We start from the raw sequence: 25,774 nt of genomic DNA, 5'->3' as shown, positions 1-25,774 counted from the left end.
GAGTGGGGGTCGTGGGTCCTCCACCGCTGATCTTCGTCTACTTTGCGCCCTATGCGCTCTTCACGGTCGAGATCGACGTCAATCTTTAACCGAACTGCCGCCGTCCGCACGGCCACACCCGCCCGACCGGTTATCCACAGGTAATCACGCTTGGCGAGCATGATGGGTCTTCGTGCCGAATGCTGGTTGCATGACGCCACCGACCCGATCCGCACCGGCCACCCCGCGCCCCGCACTCGACCTGCTCGACCCGCTCGACCCGCTCACCCTGCGCGAGCGCCGGGCGCGGGCGGCCCGGCTGGCGCACCGCCTGGTCGCGCACGTGCTGCGCCCCGCCAACAGGGGCGCCGTCGACCGGCAGACCGCGTACGTCCAGGCGGAGTCGCTGGTGCCCGTGGGCGACGTCGACCTCGACCGGTACGGCACCGTGACCCGGCAGTGCGCCACCGACATGCTGGTGTACGCCGGTCCGCGTGACGGGTCCGGCTCCCTGGTCCGCCGGATCCTCGACGGGGACGACGGGGACGACGGGGACGACGGGGACGACGGGGACGACGGGGACGACGGGGACGACGGAGAGCCGGACGACGGCACCGCGCCCGCCGGCCTGCTGCTCGACGCCGTCGAGCTCGCGCTGCTGGACCGCTGGCGTGACGGCGGGGTGCTCGGCCACTTCATCGTGACCGACGTGGTGGACGAGCACGCCGTGCTGCACAACCTGGAGGACGACCTGGACTACCGGGTCTTCACCGGCGGGTCCGAGATCCGTTCGGAGGCGCTCCTGCCGGGCCTCCCGCTGTCAGGGCGCGTGCTGCCCGTCGGGGCCACGTGGATCTTCGCCGGCACACCGGCGGTCTTCGCGCCGGACAGCATCGTCGACCTCGTGGGCGGCGTGGTGGAGCTGCTCGCGTCCACGCCCTGCCCGGCCTACCGCAACCCGCGCACGCTGGCGCGCGCCCGCGAGCTCGTGGCCGACCACCACCGGGCGTTCCGGGACCTGTTCGGCGACGTGCTCGTGGAGGGCACCGCGTCGCACGTCATGGACTGCTACCTGCGGTTCCAGGACCGGATCGGGGCACCCTCGGAGGAGTTCGCGCTGCTGGGCTCGCTCCGCGACGAACGCTGGCTGCCCGACGATGCCGCCGACCCGGACGACCCGGCGTACGCGCTGGCGCACCACCCGGTCAGGGGCCTGCGCCTGCTCGACTGGTACGGGCAGCTCCGCCAGGTGCACACGCCGCCGCTCGCGCCGTGGAAGCCGCGCCGGCTGGCCCAGGTGCTCGCCGACCCGGACGCCCCGTCGTGGGTGCTCGCGCTGCTCGCCGAGCGCCACCCGGACCATCTCGACGCCCTCTACCGAGCGGCGTGCGGGCGGCCCGGCCTCGTCTGGGAGCGGCACGGCGCAGTGCTCCTGCGCGACCGGGAGCCGGCGGCGGGCCGGGACGAGCCGGGGCTCGTCATGGCGTCGTCGATCATGGGACGCGTGCCGCCCCCGGGGCCGGACGGGGCCGACGCCGTCAGCCGCCGCTGACGCTCAGCTCGGCCTCGCGCAGCTTCGCCTCGAACTCCTCGGACAGCTCGCGGGAGTCGAGCCAGCCGTAGGGCAGGTGCGGGGTCTTGGGGGAGCCGGCGCGGCCGCGCGGGCCCTCGGCGTCGTCCCCGGGGTAGGGGGCGTCGAGGTCGAGGGCGTCGAGCCGCTCGCGCAGCTCGGCCAGGGTGCTGACCAGGGCGAGCGCCTGCCGCTTCTCCCCGCCCACGGCATAGCCCTTGAGGTACCACGCCATGTGCTTGCGCAGGTCGCGCATGCCCTTGCCCTCGTCGCCGTCGAAGTACTCGATCATGAGCGTGCCGTGCCGGTAGATGGTGTCCGCGACCTCGCGCAGGCCCGGCCGGACCCGCAGGTCGGAGCCGTTGAACGCGGCCGCGAGGTCGGCGAACAGCCAGGGGCGGCCCTGGCAGCCCCGGCCCACCACGACGCCGTCGGCGCCGGTCTGCTCGACCATGCGCAGGGCATCCTCGGCGGCCCAGATGTCGCCGTTGCCGAGCACCGGGACGGTGCGCACGGCCTCCTTGAGGCGGGCGATCGCCTCCCACTGCGCCTGGCCCGAGTAGTGCTGTGCGGCCGTGCGGGCGTGCAGCGCGACGGCGGCGGCACCGAGCGACTCGGCGATCCGGCCGGCCTCGAGGTAGGTCAGGTGGTCGTCGTCGATGCCCTTGCGCATCTTGACGGTGACGGGCACGCCGTGCGGCTCGGCGGCCTCGACGGCCGCCCGGACGATGTCGGTGAAGAGCTGCCGCTTCCAGGGCAGCGCGGCTCCGCCGCCCTTGCGGGTCACCTTGGGCACGGGGCAGCCGAAGTTGAGGTCGACGTGGTCCGCCCGGCCCTCGCCGGCGATGATCCGCACGGCGGCGCCCACGGTGGCCGGGTCCACGCCGTAGACCTGGGCGGAGCGCGGCGTCTCGTCCTCGCCGAACGTGACGATCCGCAGCGCCTCGACGTTGCGCTCCACGAGCGCGCGGCTGGTCACCATCTCGGCGACGTACAGGCCCGGGTCGAACCCCGTGGACCGACCGGCCTCGCGGCACAGCGTGCGGAACGCGCGGTTGGTCACGCCGGCCATGGGCGCGAGCACGACCGGCGTGCGCACCGTCAGCGGCCCGATCTGGAGCGGCTTGAGCACGGGGCAGCCCGACGCCCGGCCGGGTGCCGTGGGCGACGGGATGGCGGTGTCGAGGGCAGAGGTCACGCAGCCATTGTCCCATCGCCACCGCGGGCCGGGCGTGGTTGTGGTCGCTCTCACGAACCGGACCGCCGTGGCGGCCGGTTCGTCCGGCCATCGTTTGCCGCCGTCCCGGGGCCGTGCATCAATGGACGTGCCGGAGCATCGAGGGGCGCGAGGCGACCGGGCACAGGAAGCCGGGACACCGGACCGCGCTCGACCTCGGGGGCTCGTGATGACGCAGTCCGACCGTTCGACCCAGCAGGTGACCGCCAAGATCAGCGTCGCCACGCTCACCGCCATGGTGGTGGGCTCGATGGTGGGCGCCGGCGTGTTCTCGCTCCCGAGCCGGTTCGCGGGCGAGACCGGCGTGCTCGGCGCCCTGATCTCCTGGGCGGTCGCCGGGACGGGCATGCTCATGCTCGCCTTCGTCTTCCAGCGGCTCGCCGTGCGCAAGCCCGACCTCGACTCGGGCGTCTACGCCTACGCCAAGGCGGGCTTCGGCGAGTACCTCGGCTTCTTCTCGGGGTTCGGGTACTGGGCGAGCGCCTGCGTCGGCAACGTCACCTACTGGATCCTCATCATGTCCACGGTGGGCGCCGTCGTGCCGGTGCTCGGCGAGGGCGACACCGTCGTCGCCTTCGTGGCGTCCTCGGCGTGCGTCTGGCTGTTCTACCTGCTGGTGCGCCGCGGCGTGAAGGAGGCGACGGCGATCAACCGCATCGTCACCGTCGCCAAGGTGCTGCCGATCATCACGTTCGTGCTCATCGCGGTCTTCCTGCTGGACCCGCAGGTGCTGGCCGAGAACTTCGAGGGCTACGGCATCACCGGCCCGCTGTTCGACCAGGTGCGCGGCACGATGCTGGCCACGGTCTTCGTCTTCCTCGGCGTGGAGGGCGCGAGCGTGTACTCGCGCCACGCGCGCCGCCGGGAGGACGTCGGCCGTGCCACCGTGCTCGGCTTCCTCATGGTGCTGGCGATCTTCGCGTCCGTGACGATCGTGTCCTACGGCATCCTGCCGATGCAGGAGATCGCCGAGCTGCGGCAGCCCTCGATGGCCGGGGTCCTGGAGGCGGCGGTCGGCGGCTGGGGCGCGGCGTTCGTGAGCGTGGGGCTCATCGTCTCGGTCCTGGGTGCCTACCTGGCCTGGACCCTGATGGCCTCCGAGGTGCTGTACGTCGCGGCCAAGGACGGCGACATGCCGCGCTTCCTCGCCCGGTCGGACGCGAACGACGTGCCGCGGTCCGCCCTGCTGCTGACGACGCTCCTGATCCAGGTGATGCTCGTGATCACCCTGGTGTCCGACGACGCGTTCACGTTCGCGCTGGACCTGACCAGCGCGCTGTCGCTCATCCCGTTCCTGCTCGCCGCCGGCTACGCCCTCAAGCTGGCCGCCGGGCGCGGCGGGCCCGCCGCCGGGCAGCACACCACCCGGGACCTCGTGGTGGCGGCCCTCGCGGTGCTGTACACGGCGTTCCTGCTGTTCGCGGCGGGGCTCACGTTCGTGCTGCTGTCGTTCGTGGTCTACGCGCCAGCGACGGTGCTGTTCGCGATGACCCGGCGCGAGCAGGGGCGGCGGGTGTTCAGCCGGGGCGAGCTGGCGATCTTCGTCGTGTCGGTCCTCGGGGCGGTGACCGGCGTCGTCGCCCTGGCCACGGGGGCCATCTCGATCTGACCAGCGGGCCGAGCGGACCCGGCGGACCAGCGGAAAGGGACATCATGACGAACGAGACTCTGCCGTCGGCGGCCTACGGGGTGCACTCCGAGGTCGGGCGCCTGCGCAAGGTGCTCGTGTGCCGGCCGGGGCTCGCCCACCGGCGCCTGACCCCCACGAACTCGGACGACCTGCTCTTCGACGACGTGCTCTGGGTGGACCGCGCGATCGAGCACCACGCCGCGTTCGTCGCCGACCTGCGGGCCCGCGACGTCGAGGTCGTGGAGCTGCACGAGGTGCTCGCCGCGACCGTGCGCGTGCCCGGGGCCCGCGACTGGATCCTGGACCGCCGGATCGTCCCGGGCATCGTCGGTCCCGGACTCGTGGAGCCGACCCGGGCGTTCCTGGAGTCGCTCACCCCCGAGCAGCTCGCCGAGCACCTGATCGGGGGCCTGGCCACCGACGACGTGCCCGACCTGCCGGCGGCGTACCGCTCGCTGGCCGAGTACACCGCCGACGCGCGGGAGTACCTGATCGCCCCCGTGCCGAACACGCTGTTCACCCGCGACACGACCTGCTGGCTCTACGGCGGCGTGACGCTCAACCCGCTGTACTGGCCCGCGCGGCACGACGAGACGCTGCTCATGAAGGCCGTCTACGCCTTCCACCCCGACTTCGTCGGGTCGACGATCTGGTGGGGCGACCCCGAGACGGACCACCAGCGGGCCACGCTGGAGGGCGGCGACGTGATGCCCGTGGGCAACGGCACCGTGCTGGTGGGCATGAGCGAGCGCACCTCGCGCCAGGCGATCACGCAGGTTGCGTCCGCGCTGTTCGAGCGGGGCGCGGCCGAGCGGGTGGTCGTGGCCGGCATGCCGCGGCTGCGCTCGGCCATGCACCTGGACACGGTCATGACGTTCGCCGACGTCGACACCGTGACCGTCTACCCGCGCATCGTGGCCGACATCCACCCGTTCGTGCTGCGCCCGGGCGACGGCGGCGCCCTGTCGGTGACCGACGAGGCGGGCTCCACGTTCCTGGAGGTCGTGGCCCGGGAGACCGGGCTGGGCGCGCTCCAGGTCATCGAGACCGGCGGCGACGTCTACGAGTCGGAGCGTCAGCAGTGGGACAGCGGCAACAACGCCGTCGCCGTGGAACCGGGCGTGGTGTTCACCTACGACCGGAACACCACGACGAACGACCTGCTGCGCAAGGCCGGCATCGAGGTGATCGAGATCAACGGCGCGGAGCTGGGTCGCGGCCGGGGCGGGGGCCACTGCATGACCTGCCCCGTCATCCGCGACCCAGCGTCCTGAGCGCCGGCGTCGGTCAGGCGCGCAGCCAGGCCGTGGTGTTGCCGGGCAGCGCGCCGTCCACCAGGTCACCCGACGCGACCAGCACCTCGGCGTCGGCCGGGAGCGTCAGCGCCGTCGTCGCCAGGTTGGCCAGGACGACCACGCCGGCCACCTGGAAGGCCACCACGTCGGCGTCCGCGGACAGCGCGTCCACCCAGGCCAGCGTGCTCGTGCCGAGCTTCTCCGCCCGGCGCAGGCCCAGGGCCGTGCGGTACAGCTCGTACGTCGAGCCCGCCACGCCGTACTGACGGTCGGCGGCCAGGTCGGCGTAGACGTCGGGCTGCGGCAGCCAGGTCTTCCCGGTGGGGCCGAACCCGTTGCCCGGCGCACCGCCGACCCACGGCAGCGGCACGCGGCACCCGTCGCGACCGGGCTCCGCGCCGCCGGTGCGGAAGAACGACGGGTCCTGGCGCACCTCGTCGGGCAGGGCGGTGTGGTCCGGCAGGCCCAGCTCCTCGCCCTGGTAGAGGTACGCCGACCCCGGCAGGCCGAGCATCAGCAGCGTCGCTGCGCGGGCGCGGCGCAGGCCGAGCTCCGCGTCGGGCTGCGGGTCGTTCGCGCCGATGCCGTTGAGCTGGCGGCCGCCGATCTCCGCCAGGCCGAAGCGCGACGTGTGCCGCACCACGTCGTGGTTGGACAGCACCCAGGTGGTGGGAGCGCCGACGGACTCCATGGTCCGCAGCGACGCGTTGACGACGGTGCGCATCGTCGCCGCGTCCCAGGGCGTGGTGAGGAACGAGAAGTTGAACGCCTGGTGCATCTCGTCGGACCGGACGTACCGGGCCAGGCGGCTCAGCGGCTCCACCCAGGCCTCGGCGACCAGGCAGCGGTCGCCGTCGTACTCGGCCAGCACCCGGTGCCAGGCGCGGTAGATGTCGTGCACGCCGTCCTGGTCGAACATGGGGCCGTTGTTGCCGGCGCCCGTGGAGCCGTCCTCGGGTGCGGCGGGATCGGTCGGGCCCTCGACGGTGCCCTCGACCATGGCGGCCTTGCCGTCCCAGTCGGGCAGGCCGGGCGCCTTGACCATGCCGTGCGCCACGTCCACGCGGAAACCGTCCACGCCGCGGTCGAGCCAGAACCGGAGCACGTCCTCGAACTCGGCGCGGACCTCGGGGTTCTCCCAGTTCAGGTCGGGCTGCGTGGAGTCGAACAGGTGCAGGTACCACTGCGGGCCGCGCTCGCCGTCGTCCTCGCGCGGGGCCAGCCGCGTCCAGGCCGGGCCGCCGAAGATGGACTGCCAGTTGTTCGGCGGCTCCTCGCCGGCCGGTCCGCGCCCGTCACGGAACATGTAGCGCTCGCGCTCCGCCGAGCCCGGGGCCGCCGCCAGCGCCTCCTGGAACCAGACGTGCTGGTCGGAGGAGTGGTTGGGCACCAGGTCGACGATGATCTTCAGCCCGCGCTCGTGGGCGCCGGCCAGCATCTCGTCGAAGTCCGCCAGCGTGCCGAACAGCGGGTCGATGTCGCGGTAGTCGGCGACGTCGTACCCGGCGTCCTTCTGCGGGGAGCGGTAGAACGGGCTGAGCCAGACGGCGTCCACCCCGAGCTGCTTCAGGTGGTCCAGCTTGGCGGTGACGCCGGGGAGGTCGCCGATCCCGTCGCCGTTCCCGTCCGCGAACGAGCGCGGGTAGACCTGGTAGATCACCGCGTCGCGCCACCACTCGGCGCCGACGGCGGGGGAGTGGACGGGGGCGGATGCGGTGAGGTCGTCGGTGGTGAGCGGGGCAGTACGTGTCACGTGTCGCGTCCTCGCGGGTCGGGGGGATTATCGGTGTAACGCTTGCAGCAAGCGTACGGGAGGATTCCGCCCGCACGTGCCGACGGGCGCACCGCCGCGCGGTGCGCCCGTCTCTGGAGGCTCAGGCGTGCGGCGCCGCGCCCGTCGAGCCGCGCACCACGAGCTCCGGGGTGAACAGCAGCTCCGAACGGGGCGCCCGCTCGCCGTGGATCTCGGTGAGCAGGGCGCTCACGGCCGCGTGCGCCATGTCGGCCACGGGCTGCCGCACCGTGGTCAGCGGAGGGTCGGTGAACGCGACCAGCGGGGAGTCGTCGTAGCCCACGACGCTCACGTCGTCGGGCACCGACAGGCCGCGGGCGTGCGCCGCGCGCACCGCGCCGAGCGCCATGAGGTCCGAACCGCAGACGACGGCGGTGTGGCCGGAGTCGAACAGCTCACCGGCAGCGGCCTGGCCGCCCTCCAGGGTGTACAGGGTGAGGCTGACGTGCTCGCGCGCCTCCTCCTGGGTGGCCGCCAGGCCGTGCCGCAGGAGCTGGGCCACGAACGCCTCGATCTTGCGCTTGGCGGGCACGAACCGGTCGGGGCCGATCGCCATGCCGATGCGGCGGTGCCCGAGGGCCACCAGGTGCCGCACGGACAGCTCGATGCTCGCGCTGTCATCCGGCGACACGAACGGGGCGTCGATGCCCTCGGCGTACCCGTTGATCAGCACGATCGGCAGCCCGCGGCCGCGCAGGCGCTGGTAGCGCTCGGTCGAGGCGCGGGTGTCGGCGTGCTTGCCCGAGACGAAGACGATGCCGTCCACCGCGTGGTCGATGAGCGTCTCGACGTACTCGTCCTCGGTGGTGCCGCCCGGGGACTGCGTGCACAGCAGCGGCGTGTACCCGCGCGAGGCGAGCTGCGACTCGATGGCCTGCGCGAACGCGGGGAACACCGGGTTGGACAGCTCGGGCACCACCAGGCCGATGAGGCCGGCGGGGCGGGCCCGCAGCGCGGAGGGGCGCTCGTAGCCGAGCACGTCGAGGGCGGCGAGGACCGCCTGGCGCGTCTCACCGGCCACGCCGGGCTTGCCGTTGAGCACGCGCGACACGGTCGCGGTGGAGACCCCTGCCTGCTCGGCGAGGTCGGTCAGTCGGGTGCGCACGCCTGGCAGCCTAGGTGACATGTGACCTCCTCGTCCCGGGTGACGTCTGCAAGCGATGCTGAAACTTTATCGCAACGGCTTGCAAGGTTGCCGCTCCGCCCCGTACGGTTCGAGCACCCCACACCAGGCCCGCCACGGGCCGCGAACCATCAGGAGTGACGATGCGACGGAGCATCCTGACCGCCGCCGCGCTGACCGCGACGCTGGCGCTGGCCGCCTGCTCGGGCGGCGCGGACGAACCAGCGGCCGAGGAGTCGACCGCACCGGACGGGGCGGGCGCGACCCTCACCGTCTGGGTCGACGAGACCCGCCAGGCCGCCGTCGAGGACGCGGCCGCCGGCTTCGAGGAGGCCACGGGCGCGAAGGTCGAGGTGGTCCTGAAGAACTTCGAGGACATCCGCCCCGACTTCCTGGCGCAGGTGCCCACGGGCAAGGGCCCGGACATCACGGTCGGCGCGCACGACTGGCTGGGCGAGCTCACGACCAACGGCGTCGTGGCCCCGATCGAGCTCGGCGACACGGCCGACGCCTTCGAGCCCGTCTCCGTCTCGGCCTTCACGCAGGACGGCCAGGTCTACGGCCTGCCCTACGCGGTGGAGAACATCGCGCTGATCCGCAACACGGAGCTCGCCCCCGAGGCTCCGGCCACCTGGGACGACGCGATCGCGGCCGGCAAGGACGCCGGGACGAAGTACCCGCTGCTGATCCAGACCTCCACCGAGGGTGACCCCTACACCTTCTACCCGCTGCAGACGTCGTTCGGCGCCCCGGTCTTCGAGCAGAACGAGGACGGTTCGTACAAGCCCGAGCTCGCGCTCGGCGGCGAGGGCGGCACGGCGTTCGCCGAGTGGCTCGCGGAGCAGGGCGAGGCCGGCAACCTGAGCACCGACGTCACGTACGACATCGCGCTGGCGGCCTTCGCCAAGGGCGAGTCGCCCTTCATCGTGGGCGGCCCGTGGATGCTGGAGTCGTTCGGCGACCTCGACCTGGCGATCGACCCGATCCCCAGCGCCGGCGGCGAGCCCGCGAGGCCGTTCGTGGGCGTGGCCGGCTTCTACGTGAGCGCGCAGAGCGAGAACGCGCTGCTGGCCAACGACTTCCTGGTCAACTACATGGCCACCCCCGAGGCGCAGCTCGCGCTGTACGAGGCGGGCGACCGTCCGCCGGCCCTCATCGAGGCCGCCGACACCGCCTCCGAGGACCCGATCACCGCGGGCTTCCGTGCGGTCGGTGCCGACGCCGTCCCGATGCCGTCGCTGCCCGAGATGGGTGCCGTGTGGGCGTACTGGGGCGTGACCGAGGCCGCGATCGTCTCCGGCAAGTCCGACCCGGCGAAGGCCTGGGACAAGATGGTCGCCGACATCCAGGGCGAGATCGGTTGATGTACGCACCGGTGACCCGGGGCTCCGGCCGGACCGGCTGGAGCCCCGGGTTCCTCGTCAAGCTCGTCCTCATCGCCCTGGTGGACGCCCTCGGCGTCTACGCGGTGCTGGCCGCGTGGGGCGCCGGGTCCTGGGGCGTCCTGGCCGCCATGGTGGCGCTGCTGCTGGTGGCCAACTGGGCCTACTTCTCCAAGCGCGCGCTGCCGCTGAAGTACATCCTGCCGGGCCTCGCGTTCCTGCTCGTCTACCAGGTGTACGTGGTGGCGTACACGGGCTACGTCGCGTTCACCAACTACGGCGACGGGCACAACTCCACCAAGGAGCAGGCGATCGAGGCCCTCCTGGTGCAGAACGAGCGCCGCGTGGAGGGTTCGCCCTCCTCGCCCCTGACCGTCGTGGCCGACGGCGACACGCTCGGCTTCGCCGTCGTCGCGCCGGACGGTGTGGTGGAGGCCGGCACGGCCGACCGGCCCCTCGAGGTCGTGGACGGCGCGACCGTCGAGGCGGGCCGGGTCACCGCGCTGCCCGGGTACGACGTGCTGGAGTACACCGCCGTGCTGGAGCGGCAGCAGGAGGTCACCGCGCTGCGCGTGCCCGTCTCGGACGACCCGAACGACGGCTCGGTCCGCACGCAGGACGCCCGCACCGGGTACGTCTTCACGTCCACGCTGACCTACGACGCGGCGTCCGACACGATGACCGACACGACCACCGGGGTGACGTACGCGCCCAACGACGACGGCCAGTTCGAGGCCGCCGACGGCAGCACTCTCCCCGTGGGCTGGCGCGTCCTGGTGGGCTTCGACAACTTCGTCACGGCGTTCGGCGACGACCGGTACGCCGGTCCGTTCGGCAAGATCCTGTTGTGGACCTTCGCGTTCGCCGTGCTGTCCGTCGCGTCCACGTTCCTGCTGGGCCTGTTCCTGGCGATCGCCTTCAACGACGCGCGCCTGCGCGGCCGCCGGATCTACCGGACGCTGGTGATCCTGCCGTACGCGATCCCGGGATTCCTCGCGGCGCTGCTGTGGTCGGGCCTGCTCAACCGGTCCTACGGGTTCGTCAACGAGGTGCTGCTCGGCGGGGCGACGATCGGGTGGCTCACGGACCCGGTGCTGGCCAAGCTGGCGGTGCTGGGCGTCAACCTGTGGCTGGGCTTCCCGTACATGTTCCTCATCTGCACGGGCGCCCTGCAGTCCCTGCCGACGGACGTGCTGGAGGCCGCGAAGATCGACGGAGCCGGCCGCTGGCGCACGTGGCGGTCCATCACGCTGCCGCTGCTGCTGGTCGCGACGGCGCCCCTGCTCATCTCGTCGTTCGCGTTCAACTTCAACAACTTCACGCTGATCTACATGCTCACGGGCGGCGGCCCGCGGTTCGACGACGCCTCGGTGCCGCTGGGGCACACCGACATCCTCATCTCGATGGTCTACTCCGTCTCCGGCCTCGACGGCACGGCGGCCAAGGACTACGGCCTGGCCAGCGCCCTGTCGATCGTCATCTTCGTGGTGGTCGCGACCATCTCCGCCCTCGCGTTCCGGCGCACCCGATCCCTGGAGGACATCGCCTGATGAGCACGACGATTCCCCCGGCCCGCCCGGCGGCCACGGCCCGGCAGCCGCTGACCCGGCGTCCGACGGCGCGGCGCTGGTTCTCCGAGATCGGCTGGCGGCACGTGGTCGGCGTGCTGGCCGTCCTGTACGCCGGCTTCCCCCTGGTCTACGTGGTCTCGGCCTCCCTGGCCGACGGCGGCACGCTCACCGGCTCGAACGACCTGTTCGCGTCGGTGTCGGGTGCCAACTACGCGGCCCTGGCGGGCACGCGGTTCTGGACCTGGATGGCCAACACCCTGGTGGTGGCGGTCGCGACGGGTGCCGGGACGGTGCTCATGGGGGCCGCCGCCGCGTACGCCTTCTCGCGCTTCCGGTTCAGCGGCCGCCGCGTGGGGCTCACGGCCCTGCTCGTGATCCAGATGTTCCCGCAGATGCTCGCGTTCGTGGCGATCTTCCTGCTGCTCATCTCGCTCGGGAACGTGGTGCCCGGCCTCGGCCTGGACTCCAAGCTCTCGCTGATCTGCGTGTACCTGGGCGGGGCGCTGGGGGTCAACACGTTCCTCATGTACGGGTTCTTCAACACCGTGCCGCGCGAGATCGACGAGGCCGCGAAGATCGACGGCGCCACGCACGCCCAGATCTACTGGACCATCGTGCTGCGCCTGACCGCCCCGATCCTCGCCGTGGTGGGGCTGCTGAGCTTCATCAGCACCTTCGGGGAGTTCATCATCGCCCGGGTGCTGCTGCAGTCGGAGGAGAACTGGACCCTGGCCGTGGGGCTCTACGGCTGGGTCTCGTCGCTCCAGGACGCCAACTGGGGCCTGTTCACGGCGGGCGCGGTCGTCTCGGCGGTGCCGGTGCTCGCGCTGTTCCTCTTTCTCCAGAAGTACATCGTGGGCGGATTGACGGCGGGCTCGGTCAAGGGCTGATCGCGTCGGTCCGCCTCGCGCCGACCCGGCTGCCGCACGCCGAGCGCGTGCCCGGGAAGGTGCCCCGCGGGCACGGGTTGCGCTGTGTAGACAACGTCTACTCAGTGCAACCCGTCTGCGCGGTGGAGGTTCCCGGCCCCCCATGACGGATGTCATGTCCGGCCGGTGACGCACGGCCTGCGTGCCGCGCCCCGGGCGGGACCAGCCTGGAGGCATGACACAGACACCAGCACCGAGACAGCACGGGAGCACGCCGGCGCTCGACGTCCGCGGCCTCGTCAAGGAGTTCCGCGGCCGCGGCGGCACCGTCCGGGCCGTGGACGGCCTCGACCTGCGCGTCGAGCGCGGCGAGGTCGTCGCGTTCCTCGGGCCGAACGGCGCGGGCAAGACCACGACCATCGATCTGGCCCTCGGCCTGACCCGGCCGACGTCCGGCACCGTCCGCGTGCTGGGCGGGGCACCGGCCGACGCCGTCGCCGCGGGACGGGTCGCCGCCGTCATGCAGACGGGCGGGCTGCTGCGCGACCTGACGGTGGGCGAGACGGTGCGGCTGACCGCAGCGCTGTTCGGCAGCGGCCAGGACGTGGCCGCCTGCCTGGAGCGGGCGGGCATCGCCGACCTCGAACGCCGCCCGGTGGGCACGTGCTCAGGCGGCCAGCAGCAACGGCTGCGGTTCGCGATGGCGCTGGTCTCCGAACCCGACCTGCTGTTCCTCGACGAGCCGTCGACGGGCATGGACGTCATGGGCCGCCGCCAGTTCTGGTCCGCCGTCCGGGACGACGCCGCCCGCGGGCGCACCGTCGTCTTCGCCACCCACTACCTGGACGAGGCGGAGCTCTACGCGGACCGCGTGGTCATGGTCAGCCGCGGCCGGGTCGTCGCCGACGGCACCGCCCAGCAGATCAAGGACCGGGTCGGCGTGCGCACGCTGGAGGACGCGTTCGTCCAGGTCACCTCGGTAGGGGCCGGGACGCCCGCCGGGGGAGGTGCGCGATGAGCACCACCTATCTCGCCCTGGAGGTGCGCCGGACCTTCCGTGACCGGCGCAGCTACCTGCTCGCGCTGGTGCTGCCGCCGGCGGTGCTGGTGATCGTCGGCGTGGACGAGCCGGGCCTGCTGGTGTCGGTCGCGCTGTACGGTGCCGTCCTCGCCACGGCCACCGGCGGGGCGAGCGTCGCCGCGGAGCGCGCGCAGGGCTGGACGCGCCAGCTCCGGCTCACACCGCTGCGGCCCGGCGCCTACGCGGTCACGAAGGTGCTGGCGTCGATGACGCTCGGGGGCCTGTCGATGGTCGTGACCTTCGCCTTCGGCGCTCTGCAGGGGGTGCGGATGCCGGTCGCCGCCTGGGTGGGCTGCGCGCTGATGGGCTGGCTGGTCTCGGCGCCGTTCGCCGCGCTCGGCCTGTTCGCGGGCTACCTGCTGCCGGTGGAGGCCGTGACCCGCGTGCTCAGCCCCGTGGTCACGCTGCTCGCCGTCGCCGGCGGGCTGTTCGTACCGCTGGGCGGCGTGCTCGGCGACGTGGCACCGTACGTGCCGACCTGGGGCGCGGCCGTGCTGGCCAGGGCGCCGCTGAGCGGCGAGCTGGACGGCTGGGCCGTGGTGAACGTGGCTGTCTGGACGGCCCTGTTCGTGGCCGGTGCCGCGTGGCGCTTCCGCCGCGACACGTCTCGTGTGTGACACGGTGATGCCCGTGACCACAGCGACAGCGGACGTACGGATGCCCCGGACGACGGCGCAGGCCGAGGAGGCCCGGCGCCGTCGTACCCGGATCGGTGTCGCCGCCGGGGTCGTGCTCGCCGTCACCCTGTTGCGGGACACGGTCACGGCGGTCCTCGCCGCCCCGCGACCGGCGGTGGTGGCCGGGGTCGCCGGGCTCGCCGGCCTCGCCGTCCTGTTCGGCTGGGTGGCGGTCCGCTACCGCGCCCGGCACGACCGCCCGGCGCCGGCCCTGTCCGCCGCGGTCCTCGGCGGGCAGGTGGTGTGCGTGGTCCTCGTCTGCCTCGCCGCCCGCGAGGAGGGCCTCGCCACGGCGATCTTCGTGTGCCTCGCCGCGACCTACCTCGTGCCGCGCACGGCCGCGGCCTGGATCGTCGGTCTCGGTGTGCTGGCCATGGTCGGTCTGCCCCGGGTGCTCCCGGGCTGGCGGCCTGACGACGCCGGCGCCGTCGCTGCCCTGCTCGGCGGGGTCGCGGTGCTCGCCATGATGCAGGGCATGGAACGCAACCGGCAGCTCCGCCGGGCACAGGAGGAGGTCGCGGCGCTCGCCACCTTCCGCGAACGGGAGCGCATCACCCGGGACATGCACGACGTGCTGGGCCACTCGCTCACCGTGATCTCCGTGAAGGCGGAGCTGGCCGGACGCCTGCTCAGGGCTGGTGCCGCCCAGGAGCGTGCGGCCGACGAGCTGGCCGACGTCCAGTCCCTCGCCCGCTCCGCCCTGGCCGACGTGCGCGCCATGATCGCGGACGAGCGCCGCGCCTCGCTCGCGGGGGAGCTGGCCACGGCGCGCTCCGCCCTCGACGCCGCCGGGATCGAGGCCGACCTGCCGGGCGCGGTCGACGTCGTCCCGGCCGAACGCCGCGAGCTGTTCGCCTGGGTGCTGCGCGAGGGCTCCACCAACGTGCTCCGGCACGCGGACGCACGGCACGTACGGATCACGGTGAGTGCCGAGGAGCTCGCCGTCGAGGACGACGGGCGCGGGCCGGGCGACGGCGGCCCCACCCCGGGCGGCCCGACACCGGCCGCCGGCGGGCACGGCCTGCCCGGTCTTGCGGACCGGGCCCGCGGGGCCGGGGCGGTCCTGGAGGCGGGCCCCCGCCCGGGCGGCGGCTTCCGGCTCGCGGTGACGTACCCGCGCCCCGCGGAGCCCCCCGGTCTCGCCCGCCGCGACGCTGCCCGCTCCCGTACCGACGCCCGGCCGGAGGACGACGCATGATCCGCCTCCTCCTCGCCGACGACCAGGCCCTCGTGCGCGGTGCCGTCGCCGCCCTGCTCGACCTCGAAGCCGACCTGCAGGTCGTGGCGCAGGTGGGACGCGGCGACGAGGTGGTCGGGGCCGTCCGCGAGCACGCCGTCGACGTCGCGCTGCTCGACGTCGAGATGCCGGGCCTGGACGGCGTCGCGGCGGCCGCCGCCCTCCGGGAGCAGGTGCCGGGCTGCCGCTCGCTCATCGTCACCACGTTCGGTCGCCCGGGTTACCTGCGCCGGGCGCTCGACGCCGGTGCGAGCGGGTTCGTCGTCAAGGACACGCCCGCCGAGCTGCTCGCCGACGCCGTGCGCCGGGTGCACTCGGGCCTGCGCGTGGTGGACCCGGACCTGGCCGTCGCCTCGCTGACCGTCGGTGCCAGCCCGCTCACGGACAGGGAGGCGCACGTGCTGGCGCTCGCGGCCGACGGCGGCACCGTCGCGGGGATCGCCGCGGAGGCGCACCTGTCCGAGGGCACCGTGCGCAACTACCTGTCGTCCTCGATCGGCAAGACCGGGGCACGCACCCGCGCCGAGGCGGTCCGGATCGCGCGGGAGAACGGCTGGCTCTGAGGGGCGAACATTCGTTTTGCCGGGCTAGCGCAGTTCGGTACGCTTTGCCCCGACCCGAGGAGGAAAGTCAGGATCATGGGAATCCGGTATCGCAAGCGGCTGTCGCTCGGCCCGCTCAAGTTCAACATCACCCAGCGGGGCCTGTCGTCCATGAGCTTCAAGATCGGTCCCTGGACCTGGAACTCGAAGACCAAGAAGCACTCGATCAACCTGCCCGGCGGACTGAGCTGGTACAGCAACAACAAGTAGCCGGACTAGAGTGGCGGCGTGGAGCAACCCGCTGGGAAGAGCATCCCGCCGTCGTACAGCGCGCAGGACGTCGAGCGCTGGGTGACAGAACCGCCCAAGTCACAGGCCCGGACCCCGTTCGAGCGTGACCGCGGGCGCGTGGTGCACTCCTCCGCGCTGCGGCGCCTCGGCGCCAAGACCCAGGTCCTGGGTGCGGGGCACGACGACTTCGTACGCACCCGCCTGACCCACTCCCTCGAGGTGGCCCAGGTGGGCCGCGGCATGGGCCGCTCCCTGGGCTGCGACCCCGACGTCGTGGACACCGCCTGCCTCACCCACGACCTGGGGCACCCGCCCTTCGGGCACAACGGCGAGACGGCGCTCGCGGAGATCGCCGAGCCGATCGGCGGCTTCGAGGGCAACGCGCAGACGCTGCGCCTCCTGACCCGGCTGGAGCCCAAGGTCCTCGCCGACGACGGCACCCCCGCCGGCCTCAACCTCACCCGCGCGAGCCTCGACGCGAGCGTCAAGTACCCGTGGGCCTACGGGGCCGGCCCCGCGCGGCCCGACGGGACCGCGAGCCGCAAGTTCGGCGTCTACCCCGACGACCTGCCCGTCTTCACCTGGCTCCGCAAGGATGCGCCCGACGGCGTGAAGTGCCTGGAGGCGCAGGTCATGGACCTCGCCGACGACATCAGCTACTCGGTGCACGACGTCGAGGACGGCGTCGTGGCCGGCCGCATCGACCTGGACCTCATGGCCGACGCCGAGGAGCGGGCGCGCGTGGCCGAGTACGTGCGGTCCTGGTACGGCGAGTGGTACCGGGCCGACGCCGTCGACGCCGCGATCGGGCGGCTGCAGGAGTACCTGCGCGGCGAGGGGCACCTGGTGCGGGCCTTCGACGGGTCGCGGCGTTCCCTGGCCTCGCTCAAGGACATGACGAGCCAGCTCATCGGCCGGTTCATCGGCGCGGCGATCGACGCGACCCGCGCCGAGTACGGCGACGGCGCCCTCACGCGGTATGCTGCCCGGCTCGTGGTGCCCGACGAGACCGAGCACGAGATCCTCGCACTCAAGGGCATCGCCGTGGCCTACGTGATGGCCCCGCGCGGGCAGGAGCCGCGCTACCTGCGGGAGCGTGAGATCCTCGCGGACCTCGTCCACGTCCTGGCCGACCGTGCGCCCCTCGACCTGGAGGCGCCGTTCGCCGCCGACTGGCGCGCCGCGTCCGACGACGCGGCGCGCCTGCGCGTGGTGGTCGACCAGGTGGCGTCGCTGACGGACCTGTCGGCGCTGGCGCTGCACGGACGGCTCGTGGCCCCCGCCTGAGCGTCGCGGCGGTCAGTCCCGGGCCGCGACCCAGGCGTCGCTGGCCTGCTGCACGTCCTGCGCGGTCACCGACTCCGCGACCGTCACGAAGTACCAGCGGTGCCCGAACGGGCAGCGTACGGCCGCCTGCCGGAACCCCTCGAACCAGTCGGCGGGCTCGGCGATGCTGCTCGCCCCGGCCTCGACGGCCCGGGCGTAGGCGGCGTCCGTGTCGTCGACCGGGACAGTGAAGCTCGCGTGCGTGGGCTCTCCCGGCTCGGGCGCCACGGAGTCCGGCGGGAACGCGCCGGCGACGGTGAACGTCGACTCGCCGGCCGCGGACCGCAGGATCAGGTCGGAGTGGATCACCGCGTCGCCCGCCGTGATCACGTCGAGCGTCTCGGCACCGAGCGCCGCCTCGTAGAACGCGATGGCGGCACGGGCGTCGGACACGGCGATGTTGGGGTGCAGGGCTGAGTTCTTCATGCCGTCGATGCTGCCGCGGCCCCGGTGTGCCAGTCTTGGAAGAATGCGACAGGTGTTCGACGGCGCCGCGCCCGTCACCCAGGCCCTCGACGACGGACCGACCCTCGGCATCGTCAACCCCGCGCGGGCGCGCGACCGGTTCGTGCTGGCGCGCGTGGACCCGGACCCGGGGCTGGCCGACCTCGTGGACTGGCACTGGGTGATCACCTGGGACCTGCCGCCCGGCGTCACGTTCACGCAGGCGGTGGTGCCGCACCCGGTGGGCCAGGTCGTCGCCGAGCACACCGGGTTCCTCGCCTACGCCATGCCGGCGGCGGCCGTCGACCGGCGCACCCTGTCCGGCGCCGGCGGCGTGGTCGGCACCAAGCTGCGCCCCGGCGGATACCGGGCCCTGCTCGGCCTCGACCGTCCGGGGGAGCGGGGCGCCGTCGGCCCGGCCCTGGTCCTCGGCCCGACGGCGGACCGCACCGGGGCCGAGGCCATCGCCCAGGCCCGCCGCGGCCGCCCGGACGACGCCGTCCGGACCGTCACCCCGCTGCTCCTCGCCGCCGCGGAAAGCGCCCGTACGCCCCGCTCGACGGCGGCCCTGGCGGCCCTGGCCGAGGCCTTCGCCGCGATCTCCGACGCCGTGCCCGGCACCACCGTCGCGGCACTCGCGGCCAGCCTCGGCACCACCCCGCGGTCGCTGCAGCGGCTGTTCGCCGACTGGGTGGGCGTGAGCCCCAAGTGGGTGCTCCAGCGGCACCGCGTGCACCTGGCCGCGGAGCTGCTGGGGCGGGATCCGGCGCTGGACCTCGCGGGGCTGGCCGCCGCCGTCGGCTACTACGACCAGGCGCACTTCACGGGGGACTTCCTCCGGGCGGTCGGCGTCGCGCCGGGCGAGTACGCACGCACCTGCGCGGCCGCCCTCGGCTGAGCCGGAGGTGTGGACGGCGGCCTCGGGCCCCGCCGCGCGAGCATAGACTTCGGAGCGTGGCCGGGCTGATCAGACGTGAGGACGTGGACCTGGTCCGTGAGCGCGCGCGGATCGACGAGATCGTCTCGGCGCACGTGACCCTCAAGCCCGCCGGGGTCGGCGCGCTGGTGGGTCTGTGCCCCTTCCACGACGAGCGCAGCCCCAGCTTCAACGTGCGCCCCAGCGTCGGGCGGTACCACTGCTTCGGGTGCGGTGAGGGCGGCGACGTCATCGAGTTCGTCATGAAGATGGACGGGCTGAGCTTCACCGAGGCCATCGAGTACCTCGCGGGCAAGACCGGCGTGCAGCTCCGGTACGAGGAGGGCGGCTCCGCCCGTCCGCGCGAGGAGCCCGGCAAGCGGCAGCGCCTGCTGGAGGCCCACCGCGTGGCGGCCGAGTTCTACGCCGAGCAGCTCATGGGCCCCGACGCGGCCGCGGCCCGTGCGTTCCTGGCCGAGCGCAGCTTCGACCGGTCCGACGCCGAGCGGTTCGGCGTCGGGTTCGCCCCCAAGGGCTGGGACGCGCTCCAGCGCCACCTCCAGGGCCGGGGCTTCACGCAGGCCGAGCTCGTGGCGAGCGGGCTGATGTCGCAGGGCCAGCGCGGCATCTACGACCGGTTCCGCGGCCGGGTCATGTGGCCCATCCGCGACGTGACGGGCGCGGTGATCGGGTTCGGTGCCCGGCGCCTGTTCGAGGACGACCAGGGCCCCAAGTACCTCAACACCCCGGAGACCAGCCTCTACAAGAAGTCGCACGTGCTGTACGGCATCGACCTCGCCAAGCGCGAGATCGCCCGCGGCAAGCGCGTCGTGGTGGTCGAGGGGTACACGGACGTCATGGCGGCGCACCTGTCCGGTGTCACGACCGCGGTGGCGACGTGCGGTACGGCGTTCGGCGCCGACCACGCCAAGGTCGTGCGGCGTCTGCTGGGCGACACGACCGCGGGCGGCGGGCTCCAGCTCAAGTCCGGTGCCTCGCTCGGCGGCGAGATCATCTTCACCTTCGACGGCGACGCGGCCGGGCAGAAGGCCGCCGTGCGCGCCTTCGGCGAGGACCAGCGGTTCTTCGCGCAGACGTTCGTGGCCGTCGAGCCCAGCGGCATGGACCCGTGCGACCTGCGCATGGCGAACGGCCCCGAGGCGGTGCGCGCCCTCGTGGACGGGCGGGTGCCGCTCTTCCAGTTCGTGGTGCGCAGCAAGCTCGACGAGTTCGACCTCGACACCGCCGAGGGCCGGGTCGGCGCGCTCCGTGCCGCCGCCCCGATCATCGCGGGCATCCGGGACACCGCGCTGCGTCCCGAGTACGCGCGCCTGCTGGCGGGCTGGATCGGCACCGACGAGCGCGCCGTGGTCCGGGAGATCCAGCGTGCGGCGAGCACACCGTCCCTGCGGGACGCGCCGGCCACCGCGCCGTCGTCCGGCGGCCCTGCCGGACCGGGGGCGGACGGCGACCGCCGGCCCGCGTCGGGCGGCGTACCCCAGGTGCCCGCACCCGACCCGCGCGACCCCGTGGCCCGTGACGAGCGGCTCGCGCTGGTGGCGGTGCTGCAGTACCCGCAGCACGTGCCGCCGTCGTTCGACGACCTGGGCGAGGACGCCTTCGCGGTTCCCGCGTGGCGCGCGGTGCACACGGCGATCCGGGCGGCCGGGGGTGTCGCCGCCGGGCGGGACACGTCGGCCGCGCAGTGGGTCGCGGCCGTGCTGGACCAGGCCTCCGAGACCGTCGCGGGCCTGGTCACGCAGCTCTCCGTGGCCTCGCTCCCGGAGGACCGCGAGACGGCCATCGCGGCCTTCGTCGAGGGCGTCGTGCGCCGGGTGGTGGACATGGGTCTGATGCGGCGCGTGGCCGACGCGCGCAGCCGCCTGCAGCGGCTGGACCCGTCGGACACGGAGGCCTACCAGGCGGCGTTCGCCGAGCTCCTGGCGATCGAGGCCGAGCGCCGCACCCTCCGCGAGAGCGCGTAGCCGCCCTGGTTCAGGCCGGCGCCGGGTGGTCGCGGGGGAGCAGCAGCACCGTGCCGATCATCAGCGCCGCGCAGCCCACCACGCACCAGAACACCAGGTGCATCGCGCTGGCCAGGCCCGCGCCCTCGGGCGTGCCGTCCGGGCCCACCACCGTCAGGGCGTTGACCACCGCGCCGAGCGCCGCGACGCCGACGGCCTGACCGATCGACCGGGCGAACATGTTGGTCGCCGTCACCGCGCCGCGCTCGCCCCAGCCCACGCTGTGCTGGGCGGCGAGCAGCGTGGGCACCGCCACCAGGCCCATGCCCAGGCCGATCACGAACACGGCCACCGAGATCTGCCAGACGGCGGAGCCCGCGTCGAGCACCAGGGTCAGCAGCGCACCCGTCAGCACCACGACGGACCCGATGAGGCTGGTCCAGCGGAACCCGATGGCCAGGTAGACCCGCCCCGACAGCGTGGCCGCGATGGGCCAGCCGAGCGTGAGCGCGGCCAGCGCGAACCCGGCCACGAGCGGCCCGACGCCGAGCACCCCCTGCGCGTAGATCGGCACGTAGGTGGACAGGCCGAGGGTGATGACGCCGACCATCAGCGACGCCGCCGTCGAGGCGCCCACGACCCGGCGCCGCAGCAGCCGCAGGTCGAAGATCGGGTGCGCGGTGCGCCGCGCCGACACGGCGAACGCCGCCAGCAGCACCACCGCGGCGCCGAAGATGCCGATCGACGGCGCCGACGCCCAGCCCCAGGCGTGACCGCCCTCCAGCAGGCCGAGCACGAGCAGCGTGCTGCCCGCCGTGAGCAGCACCGCGCCCACGTAGTCGACGGGCTCGCGGGCGCCGTCGCGCTCCTTCTCGTGGAACCGGAGCCAGAGGGCCAGCAGGGCCGCCGCGCCGATCGGCAGGTTGACCCAGAAGATCCAGCGCCAGCTCACGAACTGGCTGAACACGCCGCCGAGGGTGGGGCCGAGCACGGAGGAGACGGCCCACACGCTGGCCATGTAGCCCTGCGTCTTCGCGCGCTCGGCGAGCGTGTAGATGTCGCCGGTGATCGTCATCGACATCGGCAGGATGGCGCCCGCGCCCAGGCCCTGCAGCACCCGGAACCAGATCAGCGCCGGCATGCTCCAGGCCACCGCGCACAGCACGGACCCGAGCACGAACAGGGCGATCCCGGCCAGGATCACGCGCTTGCGGCCGAACACGTCCGCCAACCGTCCGTACACCGGCACGGTCACGGCCTGGGCCAGCGTGTAGGCCGAGAAGAGCCACGGCACCTGCTCGAACGCGCCCAGCTCGCGCGCGATGGTGGTCGAGGCCGTGGCGAGGATCGTGGCGTCGAGCGCGACCAGCGCCGTGGCGAGCATCAGCGCGCCGAGGATCGGGCCGCGGTCGCCGCGCAGGCCGAGCCTGGTGTCGGTGGCTGCCTCGGCCGACGAGGTCTCGGACGCGGTCATGGCTGGGGGCTCCGGGTGTGCTGCACGACACATGCAAAGTTGCCCGGGGCATCTCCTATTCCCGCGGGAGTGCCGGGGGTCACGAGGCGAGCGGCTCGCGGGCGGGCTGGTTCACCTCGGACCACAGCTCGTCCAGCGACAGGCCCAGGACGTCGGCGATGGCCGCGATGGTCGGGAAGGCCGGTGTGGCGATGCGGCCCGTCTCGATCTTCCGGAGCGTCTCCGGCGAGACGCCGGCCGCGAGCGCGACGTCGAGCATCGGGCGGTCTCCCCGGGCGCGGCGCAGGCGGGCGCCGAGGCGCTGCCCGCGTTCGACCTCGGCGGGGGTGAGCGGCAACCTGACCATGGCCCCGATAGTAGTACCGGTATGACATGGCCGGTATAGTTATTGGGAACGCAGTCGGACGTGCCGAGGAAAGGCCCCCATGATCGAGATCCTGAACCCCGCCGAGCTGACCCGGGCGCGCGCCACCGGCGCCCTGGTCGCGGACATCCTGCGGACCCTGCGCAGCCGGAGCGTGGTCGGCACCAACCTGCTGGACCTCGACCGGTGGACCCGGGAGCTGATCGAGGAGGCGGGTGCGCAGTCCTGCTACGTCGACTACGCGCCGTCGTTCGGGCGCGGCCCGTTCGGCCACTACGTGTGCACCGCGGTGAACGACGCGGTGCTGCACGGGATGCCCCACGACTACGCGCTCGCGGACGGTGACCTGCTGACCCTCGACCTGGCCGTGCTGCTCGACGGCATCGCTGCCGACTCCGCCGTGAGCTTCGTGGTGGGTGACGCGCGGCCCCCGGAGAGCGTCGCGCTGATCGACGTGACCGAGCGGGCCCTGGCCGCCGGGATCGCCGCCGCGGGGCCCGGCGGCCGGCTCGGCGACGTCTCGCACGCCATCGGCACCGTCCTGGGCGGGGCGGGCTATCCGATCAACACGGAGTTCGGCGGGCACGGCATCGGTTCGACGATGCACCAGGACCCGCACGTCTCGAACACCGGGCGGCCCGGCCGCGGGTACCGGCTGCGCCCCGGCCTCCTGCTGGCGCTGGAGCCCTGGGTCATGGCCGACACCGACGAGCTCGTGGTCGACGCCGACGGCTGGACCCTGCGCAGCGCGACCGGCTGCCGCACCGCGCACAGCGAGCACACGATCGCGATCACGCCGGACGGCGCGGAGATCCTCACGCTGCCGACGTCGGCCTAGAGGCCGCGACCAGATCTCGACCCGGCCGCGGGTCGTGCCGGGTCAGGCGCTCCGGTTGCCGGGGATGCCCTCCGGTACGACGCCGCGGCCGTCGTCCGGCACGGAGTCGGCGAGCCGGCAGAGCGTGCCGAAGAACGCGTCGACGTCCCCCTCGCGGCCGCCGATCGCCTCCCGCAGCGTGCGGTCGAAGGTGATGGCCGCGGACTTGAGCCGGCGGTAGAGCGCCTCGCCGGACTCGGTGACCTCGATGCGCTGCACCCGGCGGTTCGACGCGTCCCGGGTGCGGGCGATCAGCCCGCGGTCCTCCATGGAGCGCAGGTGGTGCGTCATGGTCGCCTCGCGGATGCCCACGGCGCGCGCGAGCTCCCGCTGGGTGGCGGGCGTGCCCTGGTGCAGGGCGAGCAGGATGTGCCAGACCTGCCAGCTCCCGCCCTGCTCGGACAGGAGCGCGTCGAACGCGCGCATCACGCGCTGCACGGACTGCCACATGGCGACCGCGACGGGTGTCGGCCCGGTCGCCGGGTGGTCGGTCGCGTCTGACTGGCCGTCGGGCCGCCCGTTCGGTGCCATGGAGGCAGCGTAGTTCGCCCCACGCCGAAATGCGTTGACGCCTAATCCTTAGATGTCTAACGTTGCCCGCGGCAGTACCCGACCCCCCGGAGGCCCTGAGATGTCCACGCACGACAGCACCACCGGCACCACCGCACCACGTTCTCCCGAGGCGCTGGAGCGCGCCCTCGCCCCGCTCGCGGCCGCCCTCGGCGACCGCCTGCTCACCCCGGCGGCGGCCGGGTTCGCCGAGGCGGCGACCGTGTTCGTGGGCGGTCCGCCCCGGATCCCGGCGGCGATCGCGCGCGTGCGCAGCACCGCGGAGGTCGGCACGGCGCTGGTCGTCGCCCGCGATGCGGGGCTGCCGCTCGCGGTGCGCGCCGGCGGCCACCACCAGGCCCGGCACGCCCTGGTCGACGGCGGCCTCGTGCTCGACCTCCGGCTCCTGGACGGCGTCGAGATCGATGCCGCGGCCGGCGTCGGCCGTGCGCAGGGCGGGGTGCTCGCGGGTGCCTACACGGCGGCGGCCGGTGCCCAGGGCCTGGCCACGGGGTTCGGCGACACCGCGACCGTCGGCGTCGGCGGCATCACGCTCGGCGGCGGGATCGGCTACCTCAGCCGGCGCGACGGCCTCACGCTCGACAACCTCCTGGGCGCACAGGTGGTGCTCGCGGACGGCCAGGTGGTGGAGGCCGGTCCGGACGAGAACCCGGACCTGTACTGGGCGCTGCGTGGTGGCGGCGGCAACTTCGGCGTCGTGACGCGGCTGGACCTGCGGCTGCGGGAGGTCGGTACCGTCACGGGCGGCATGATGATGTGGGAGCCGACGCCGGCCGGGCTGGCCACCATCCTGCGTGCCTTCGCCGAGGGCCCGGAGGAGTTCGCGGGCATGATCAACGTGATGGTCGCCCCGCCCGCGCCGATGATCCCCGCCGAGCTGCACGGCACGCCGGTGCTCATGGCGCTGCTGGTCCACTCGGGCACGTCCGCGGCGGCGGACGAGGCGCTCGCGCCGCTGCGTGCGCTCGGCCCGGTGCTCGACGGCGTCCGCGAGCTGCCGTACGCCGCCATGTTCGAGGGCGCGGGCGGCCCGCCGGCCGGCGGTGTCGGCGACGCGCGGACCGGGTTCCTCGGCCGGGGTGTCTGGGCGCCCGACGAGGACTGGGCCGCCGCCGCGATCGAGGCCGTGTCCGGGGCGGCCGGTCCGGCCGCGGTGAACATCCGGCCCATGGGTGGCGCGATCGGCCGGGTCGACCCGGCGGCGACGGCTTTCGCGCACCGCGACCCGGCCTTCATGGTGACGGTGGGTGGGAGCGCGCCGGCGGCCGAGGCGCTGCCCGCGACCCAGGAGTGGGTGGCATCGGCGGCGTCGGCGCTCGGCGTCGCCGGCCGCGGCTACGTGAACTTCATGGGGGCCGCCACGGAGGAGGACGTCCGCAACGCCTACCCGGAGGCGACGCTCGCCCGGCTTCGCGAGGTGAAGCGGGAGTACGACCCGGGCAACCTCTTCGCGTCGAACCACAACGTCAGGCCCTGACGGCGTCGGCCCGGCCTGGTCCGGGTCGGGCCGGGTCCGGGTTCGGGTTCGGGCCGGCGGGAGCGTCCCGGAAGAACCTGCCCCGC

Annotated in this window: 23 protein-coding genes; 16 read left to right on the top strand and 7 right to left on the bottom strand. The window is 73.6% G+C overall.

The features are described 5' to 3' along the window. The first annotated feature begins 190 nt into the window (after positions 1-190). The gene (locus tag ACIG47_RS25480) at positions 191-1,531 is read left to right on the top strand and encodes a hypothetical protein (RefSeq protein ID WP_397433872.1); all 1,341 of its coding nucleotides are present in this window, start codon (positions 191-193) and stop codon (positions 1,529-1,531) included. Here the strand turns inward: ACIG47_RS25480 and dusB are convergent. Next, positions 1,518-2,747: a tRNA dihydrouridine synthase DusB gene (dusB, locus tag ACIG47_RS25475; RefSeq protein ID WP_397433871.1), complete on the bottom strand. Its 1,230-nt coding sequence runs from the start codon at positions 2,745-2,747 to the stop codon at positions 1,518-1,520. The genes ACIG47_RS25480 and dusB overlap by 14 nt on opposite strands. Before the next feature lie 208 nt (positions 2,748-2,955). Here dusB and ACIG47_RS25470 point away from each other — a divergent pair, with 208 nt between their 5' ends. Together ACIG47_RS25470 and ACIG47_RS25465 are read left to right on the top strand one after the other, a co-directional pair. Next, positions 2,956-4,395 (top strand): basic amino acid/polyamine antiporter, encoded by a 1,440-nt coding sequence (locus ACIG47_RS25470; protein ID WP_397433870.1) that lies wholly within the window; start codon positions 2,956-2,958, stop codon positions 4,393-4,395. Positions 4,396-4,439: 44 nt separating this feature from the next. Then, positions 4,440-5,690 (top strand): arginine deiminase, encoded by a 1,251-nt coding sequence (locus ACIG47_RS25465; RefSeq protein WP_397411030.1) that lies wholly within the window; start codon positions 4,440-4,442, stop codon positions 5,688-5,690. A gap of 13 nt (positions 5,691-5,703) precedes the next feature. Here the strand turns inward: ACIG47_RS25465 and ACIG47_RS25460 are convergent, their stop codons facing one another. Both ACIG47_RS25460 and ACIG47_RS25455 read right to left on the bottom strand, forming a co-directional pair. Next, positions 5,704-7,464: a glycoside hydrolase family 13 protein gene (locus ACIG47_RS25460; protein WP_397433869.1), complete on the bottom strand. Its 1,761-nt coding sequence runs from the start codon at positions 7,462-7,464 to the stop codon at positions 5,704-5,706. A 121-nt stretch (positions 7,465-7,585) separates the two neighbouring features. Continuing rightward, positions 7,586-8,629 carry a LacI family DNA-binding transcriptional regulator gene (locus ACIG47_RS25455; protein ID WP_397433868.1) on the bottom strand — a complete coding sequence of 348 codons (1,044 nt, stop codon included), beginning with the start codon at positions 8,627-8,629 and terminating at the stop codon, positions 7,586-7,588. A 140-nt stretch (positions 8,630-8,769) separates the two neighbouring features. Here ACIG47_RS25455 and ACIG47_RS25450 point away from each other — a divergent pair, with 140 nt between their 5' ends. From ACIG47_RS25450 to ACIG47_RS25410, 9 genes are all read left to right on the top strand, one after another. Further along, positions 8,770-9,990 (top strand): extracellular solute-binding protein, encoded by a 1,221-nt coding sequence (locus ACIG47_RS25450; RefSeq protein ID WP_397433867.1) that lies wholly within the window; start codon positions 8,770-8,772, stop codon positions 9,988-9,990. Next, positions 9,990-11,558, top strand: coding sequence for an ABC transporter permease subunit (locus ACIG47_RS25445; protein WP_397433866.1), 1,569 nt, complete (start codon positions 9,990-9,992; stop codon positions 11,556-11,558). The genes ACIG47_RS25450 and ACIG47_RS25445 overlap by 1 nt, the downstream gene beginning before the upstream one ends. Then, positions 11,558-12,469 carry a sugar ABC transporter permease gene (locus ACIG47_RS25440; RefSeq protein WP_397433864.1) on the top strand — a complete coding sequence of 304 codons (912 nt, stop codon included), beginning with the start codon at positions 11,558-11,560 and terminating at the stop codon, positions 12,467-12,469. The genes ACIG47_RS25445 and ACIG47_RS25440 overlap by 1 nt, the downstream gene beginning before the upstream one ends. Before the next feature lie 214 nt (positions 12,470-12,683). After that, positions 12,684-13,466, top strand: coding sequence for an ABC transporter ATP-binding protein (locus ACIG47_RS25435; protein ID WP_397433863.1), 783 nt, complete (start codon positions 12,684-12,686; stop codon positions 13,464-13,466). Next, on the top strand, positions 13,463-14,146 hold the full coding sequence (locus tag ACIG47_RS25430) for an ABC transporter permease (protein WP_397433862.1): 684 nt from the start codon (positions 13,463-13,465) through the stop codon (positions 14,144-14,146). Before ACIG47_RS25435 ends, ACIG47_RS25430 begins: the two co-directional genes overlap by 4 nt. Positions 14,147-14,159: 13 nt before the next feature. Further along, a complete protein-coding gene (locus ACIG47_RS25425) occupies positions 14,160-15,404 on the top strand; it encodes a sensor histidine kinase (protein ID WP_397433861.1) in 1,245 nt (414 codons plus the stop codon). Beyond that, entirely contained in the window at positions 15,401-16,006 is a 606-nt protein-coding gene (locus ACIG47_RS25420) for a response regulator transcription factor (protein ID WP_397433860.1), read from the top strand. Before ACIG47_RS25425 ends, ACIG47_RS25420 begins: the two co-directional genes overlap by 4 nt. A gap of 75 nt (positions 16,007-16,081) precedes the next feature. Continuing rightward, positions 16,082-16,255, top strand: a complete 174-nt coding sequence (locus ACIG47_RS25415) for a DUF4236 domain-containing protein (protein ID WP_119143454.1) — start codon at positions 16,082-16,084, stop codon at positions 16,253-16,255. 18 nt (positions 16,256-16,273) lie between these two features. Continuing rightward, entirely contained in the window at positions 16,274-17,563 is a 1,290-nt protein-coding gene (locus ACIG47_RS25410; RefSeq protein WP_397411010.1) for a deoxyguanosinetriphosphate triphosphohydrolase, read from the top strand. A 12-nt stretch (positions 17,564-17,575) separates the two neighbouring features. On the opposite strand, the gene ACIG47_RS25405 is transcribed toward ACIG47_RS25410, so the two are convergent. Beyond that, the gene (locus tag ACIG47_RS25405) at positions 17,576-18,028 is read right to left on the bottom strand and encodes a VOC family protein (RefSeq protein ID WP_397411008.1); all 453 of its coding nucleotides are present in this window, start codon (positions 18,026-18,028) and stop codon (positions 17,576-17,578) included. A 43-nt stretch (positions 18,029-18,071) separates the two neighbouring features. Between ACIG47_RS25405 and ACIG47_RS25400 the strand changes: the two genes are divergently transcribed. Continuing rightward, positions 18,072-18,944: a helix-turn-helix domain-containing protein gene (locus tag ACIG47_RS25400; RefSeq protein ID WP_397433859.1), complete on the top strand. Its 873-nt coding sequence runs from the start codon at positions 18,072-18,074 to the stop codon at positions 18,942-18,944. A gap of 56 nt (positions 18,945-19,000) precedes the next feature. After that, positions 19,001-20,947, top strand: coding sequence for a DNA primase (dnaG, locus tag ACIG47_RS25395; RefSeq protein ID WP_397433858.1), 1,947 nt, complete (start codon positions 19,001-19,003; stop codon positions 20,945-20,947). A gap of 10 nt (positions 20,948-20,957) precedes the next feature. On the opposite strand, the gene ACIG47_RS25390 is transcribed toward dnaG, so the two are convergent. Then, positions 20,958-22,400 carry an MDR family MFS transporter gene (locus ACIG47_RS25390; RefSeq protein WP_397433857.1) on the bottom strand — a complete coding sequence of 481 codons (1,443 nt, stop codon included), beginning with the start codon at positions 22,398-22,400 and terminating at the stop codon, positions 20,958-20,960. Between the two features lie 79 nt (positions 22,401-22,479). Continuing rightward, complete coding sequence (locus ACIG47_RS25385) at positions 22,480-22,746, bottom strand: helix-turn-helix domain-containing protein (RefSeq protein WP_397433856.1); 267 nt, start codon at positions 22,744-22,746, stop codon at positions 22,480-22,482. A gap of 79 nt (positions 22,747-22,825) precedes the next feature. Between ACIG47_RS25385 and map the strand changes: the two genes are divergently transcribed. Beyond that, positions 22,826-23,602 carry a type I methionyl aminopeptidase gene (gene map / locus ACIG47_RS25380; protein ID WP_397433855.1) on the top strand — a complete coding sequence of 259 codons (777 nt, stop codon included), beginning with the start codon at positions 22,826-22,828 and terminating at the stop codon, positions 23,600-23,602. A 42-nt stretch (positions 23,603-23,644) separates the two neighbouring features. Here map and ACIG47_RS25375 read toward each other — a convergent pair whose 3' ends face one another. Further along, positions 23,645-24,172, bottom strand: a complete 528-nt coding sequence (locus ACIG47_RS25375; protein ID WP_397433854.1) for a MarR family winged helix-turn-helix transcriptional regulator — start codon at positions 24,170-24,172, stop codon at positions 23,645-23,647. Between the two features lie 100 nt (positions 24,173-24,272). Between ACIG47_RS25375 and ACIG47_RS25370 the strand changes: the two genes are divergently transcribed. Continuing rightward, positions 24,273-25,688 (top strand): FAD-binding oxidoreductase, encoded by a 1,416-nt coding sequence (locus ACIG47_RS25370; RefSeq protein WP_397433853.1) that lies wholly within the window; start codon positions 24,273-24,275, stop codon positions 25,686-25,688. Positions 25,689-25,774 lie beyond the last annotated feature (86 nt).

The sequence above is a fragment of the Promicromonospora sp. NPDC052451 genome (assembly GCF_044547525.1).
Taxonomy (GTDB): Bacteria; Actinomycetota; Actinomycetes; order Actinomycetales; family Cellulomonadaceae; genus Promicromonospora.
The sequence above is the reverse complement of the archived record's forward strand: the minus strand, read 5'-3'. Positions and strand labels throughout refer to the sequence as shown.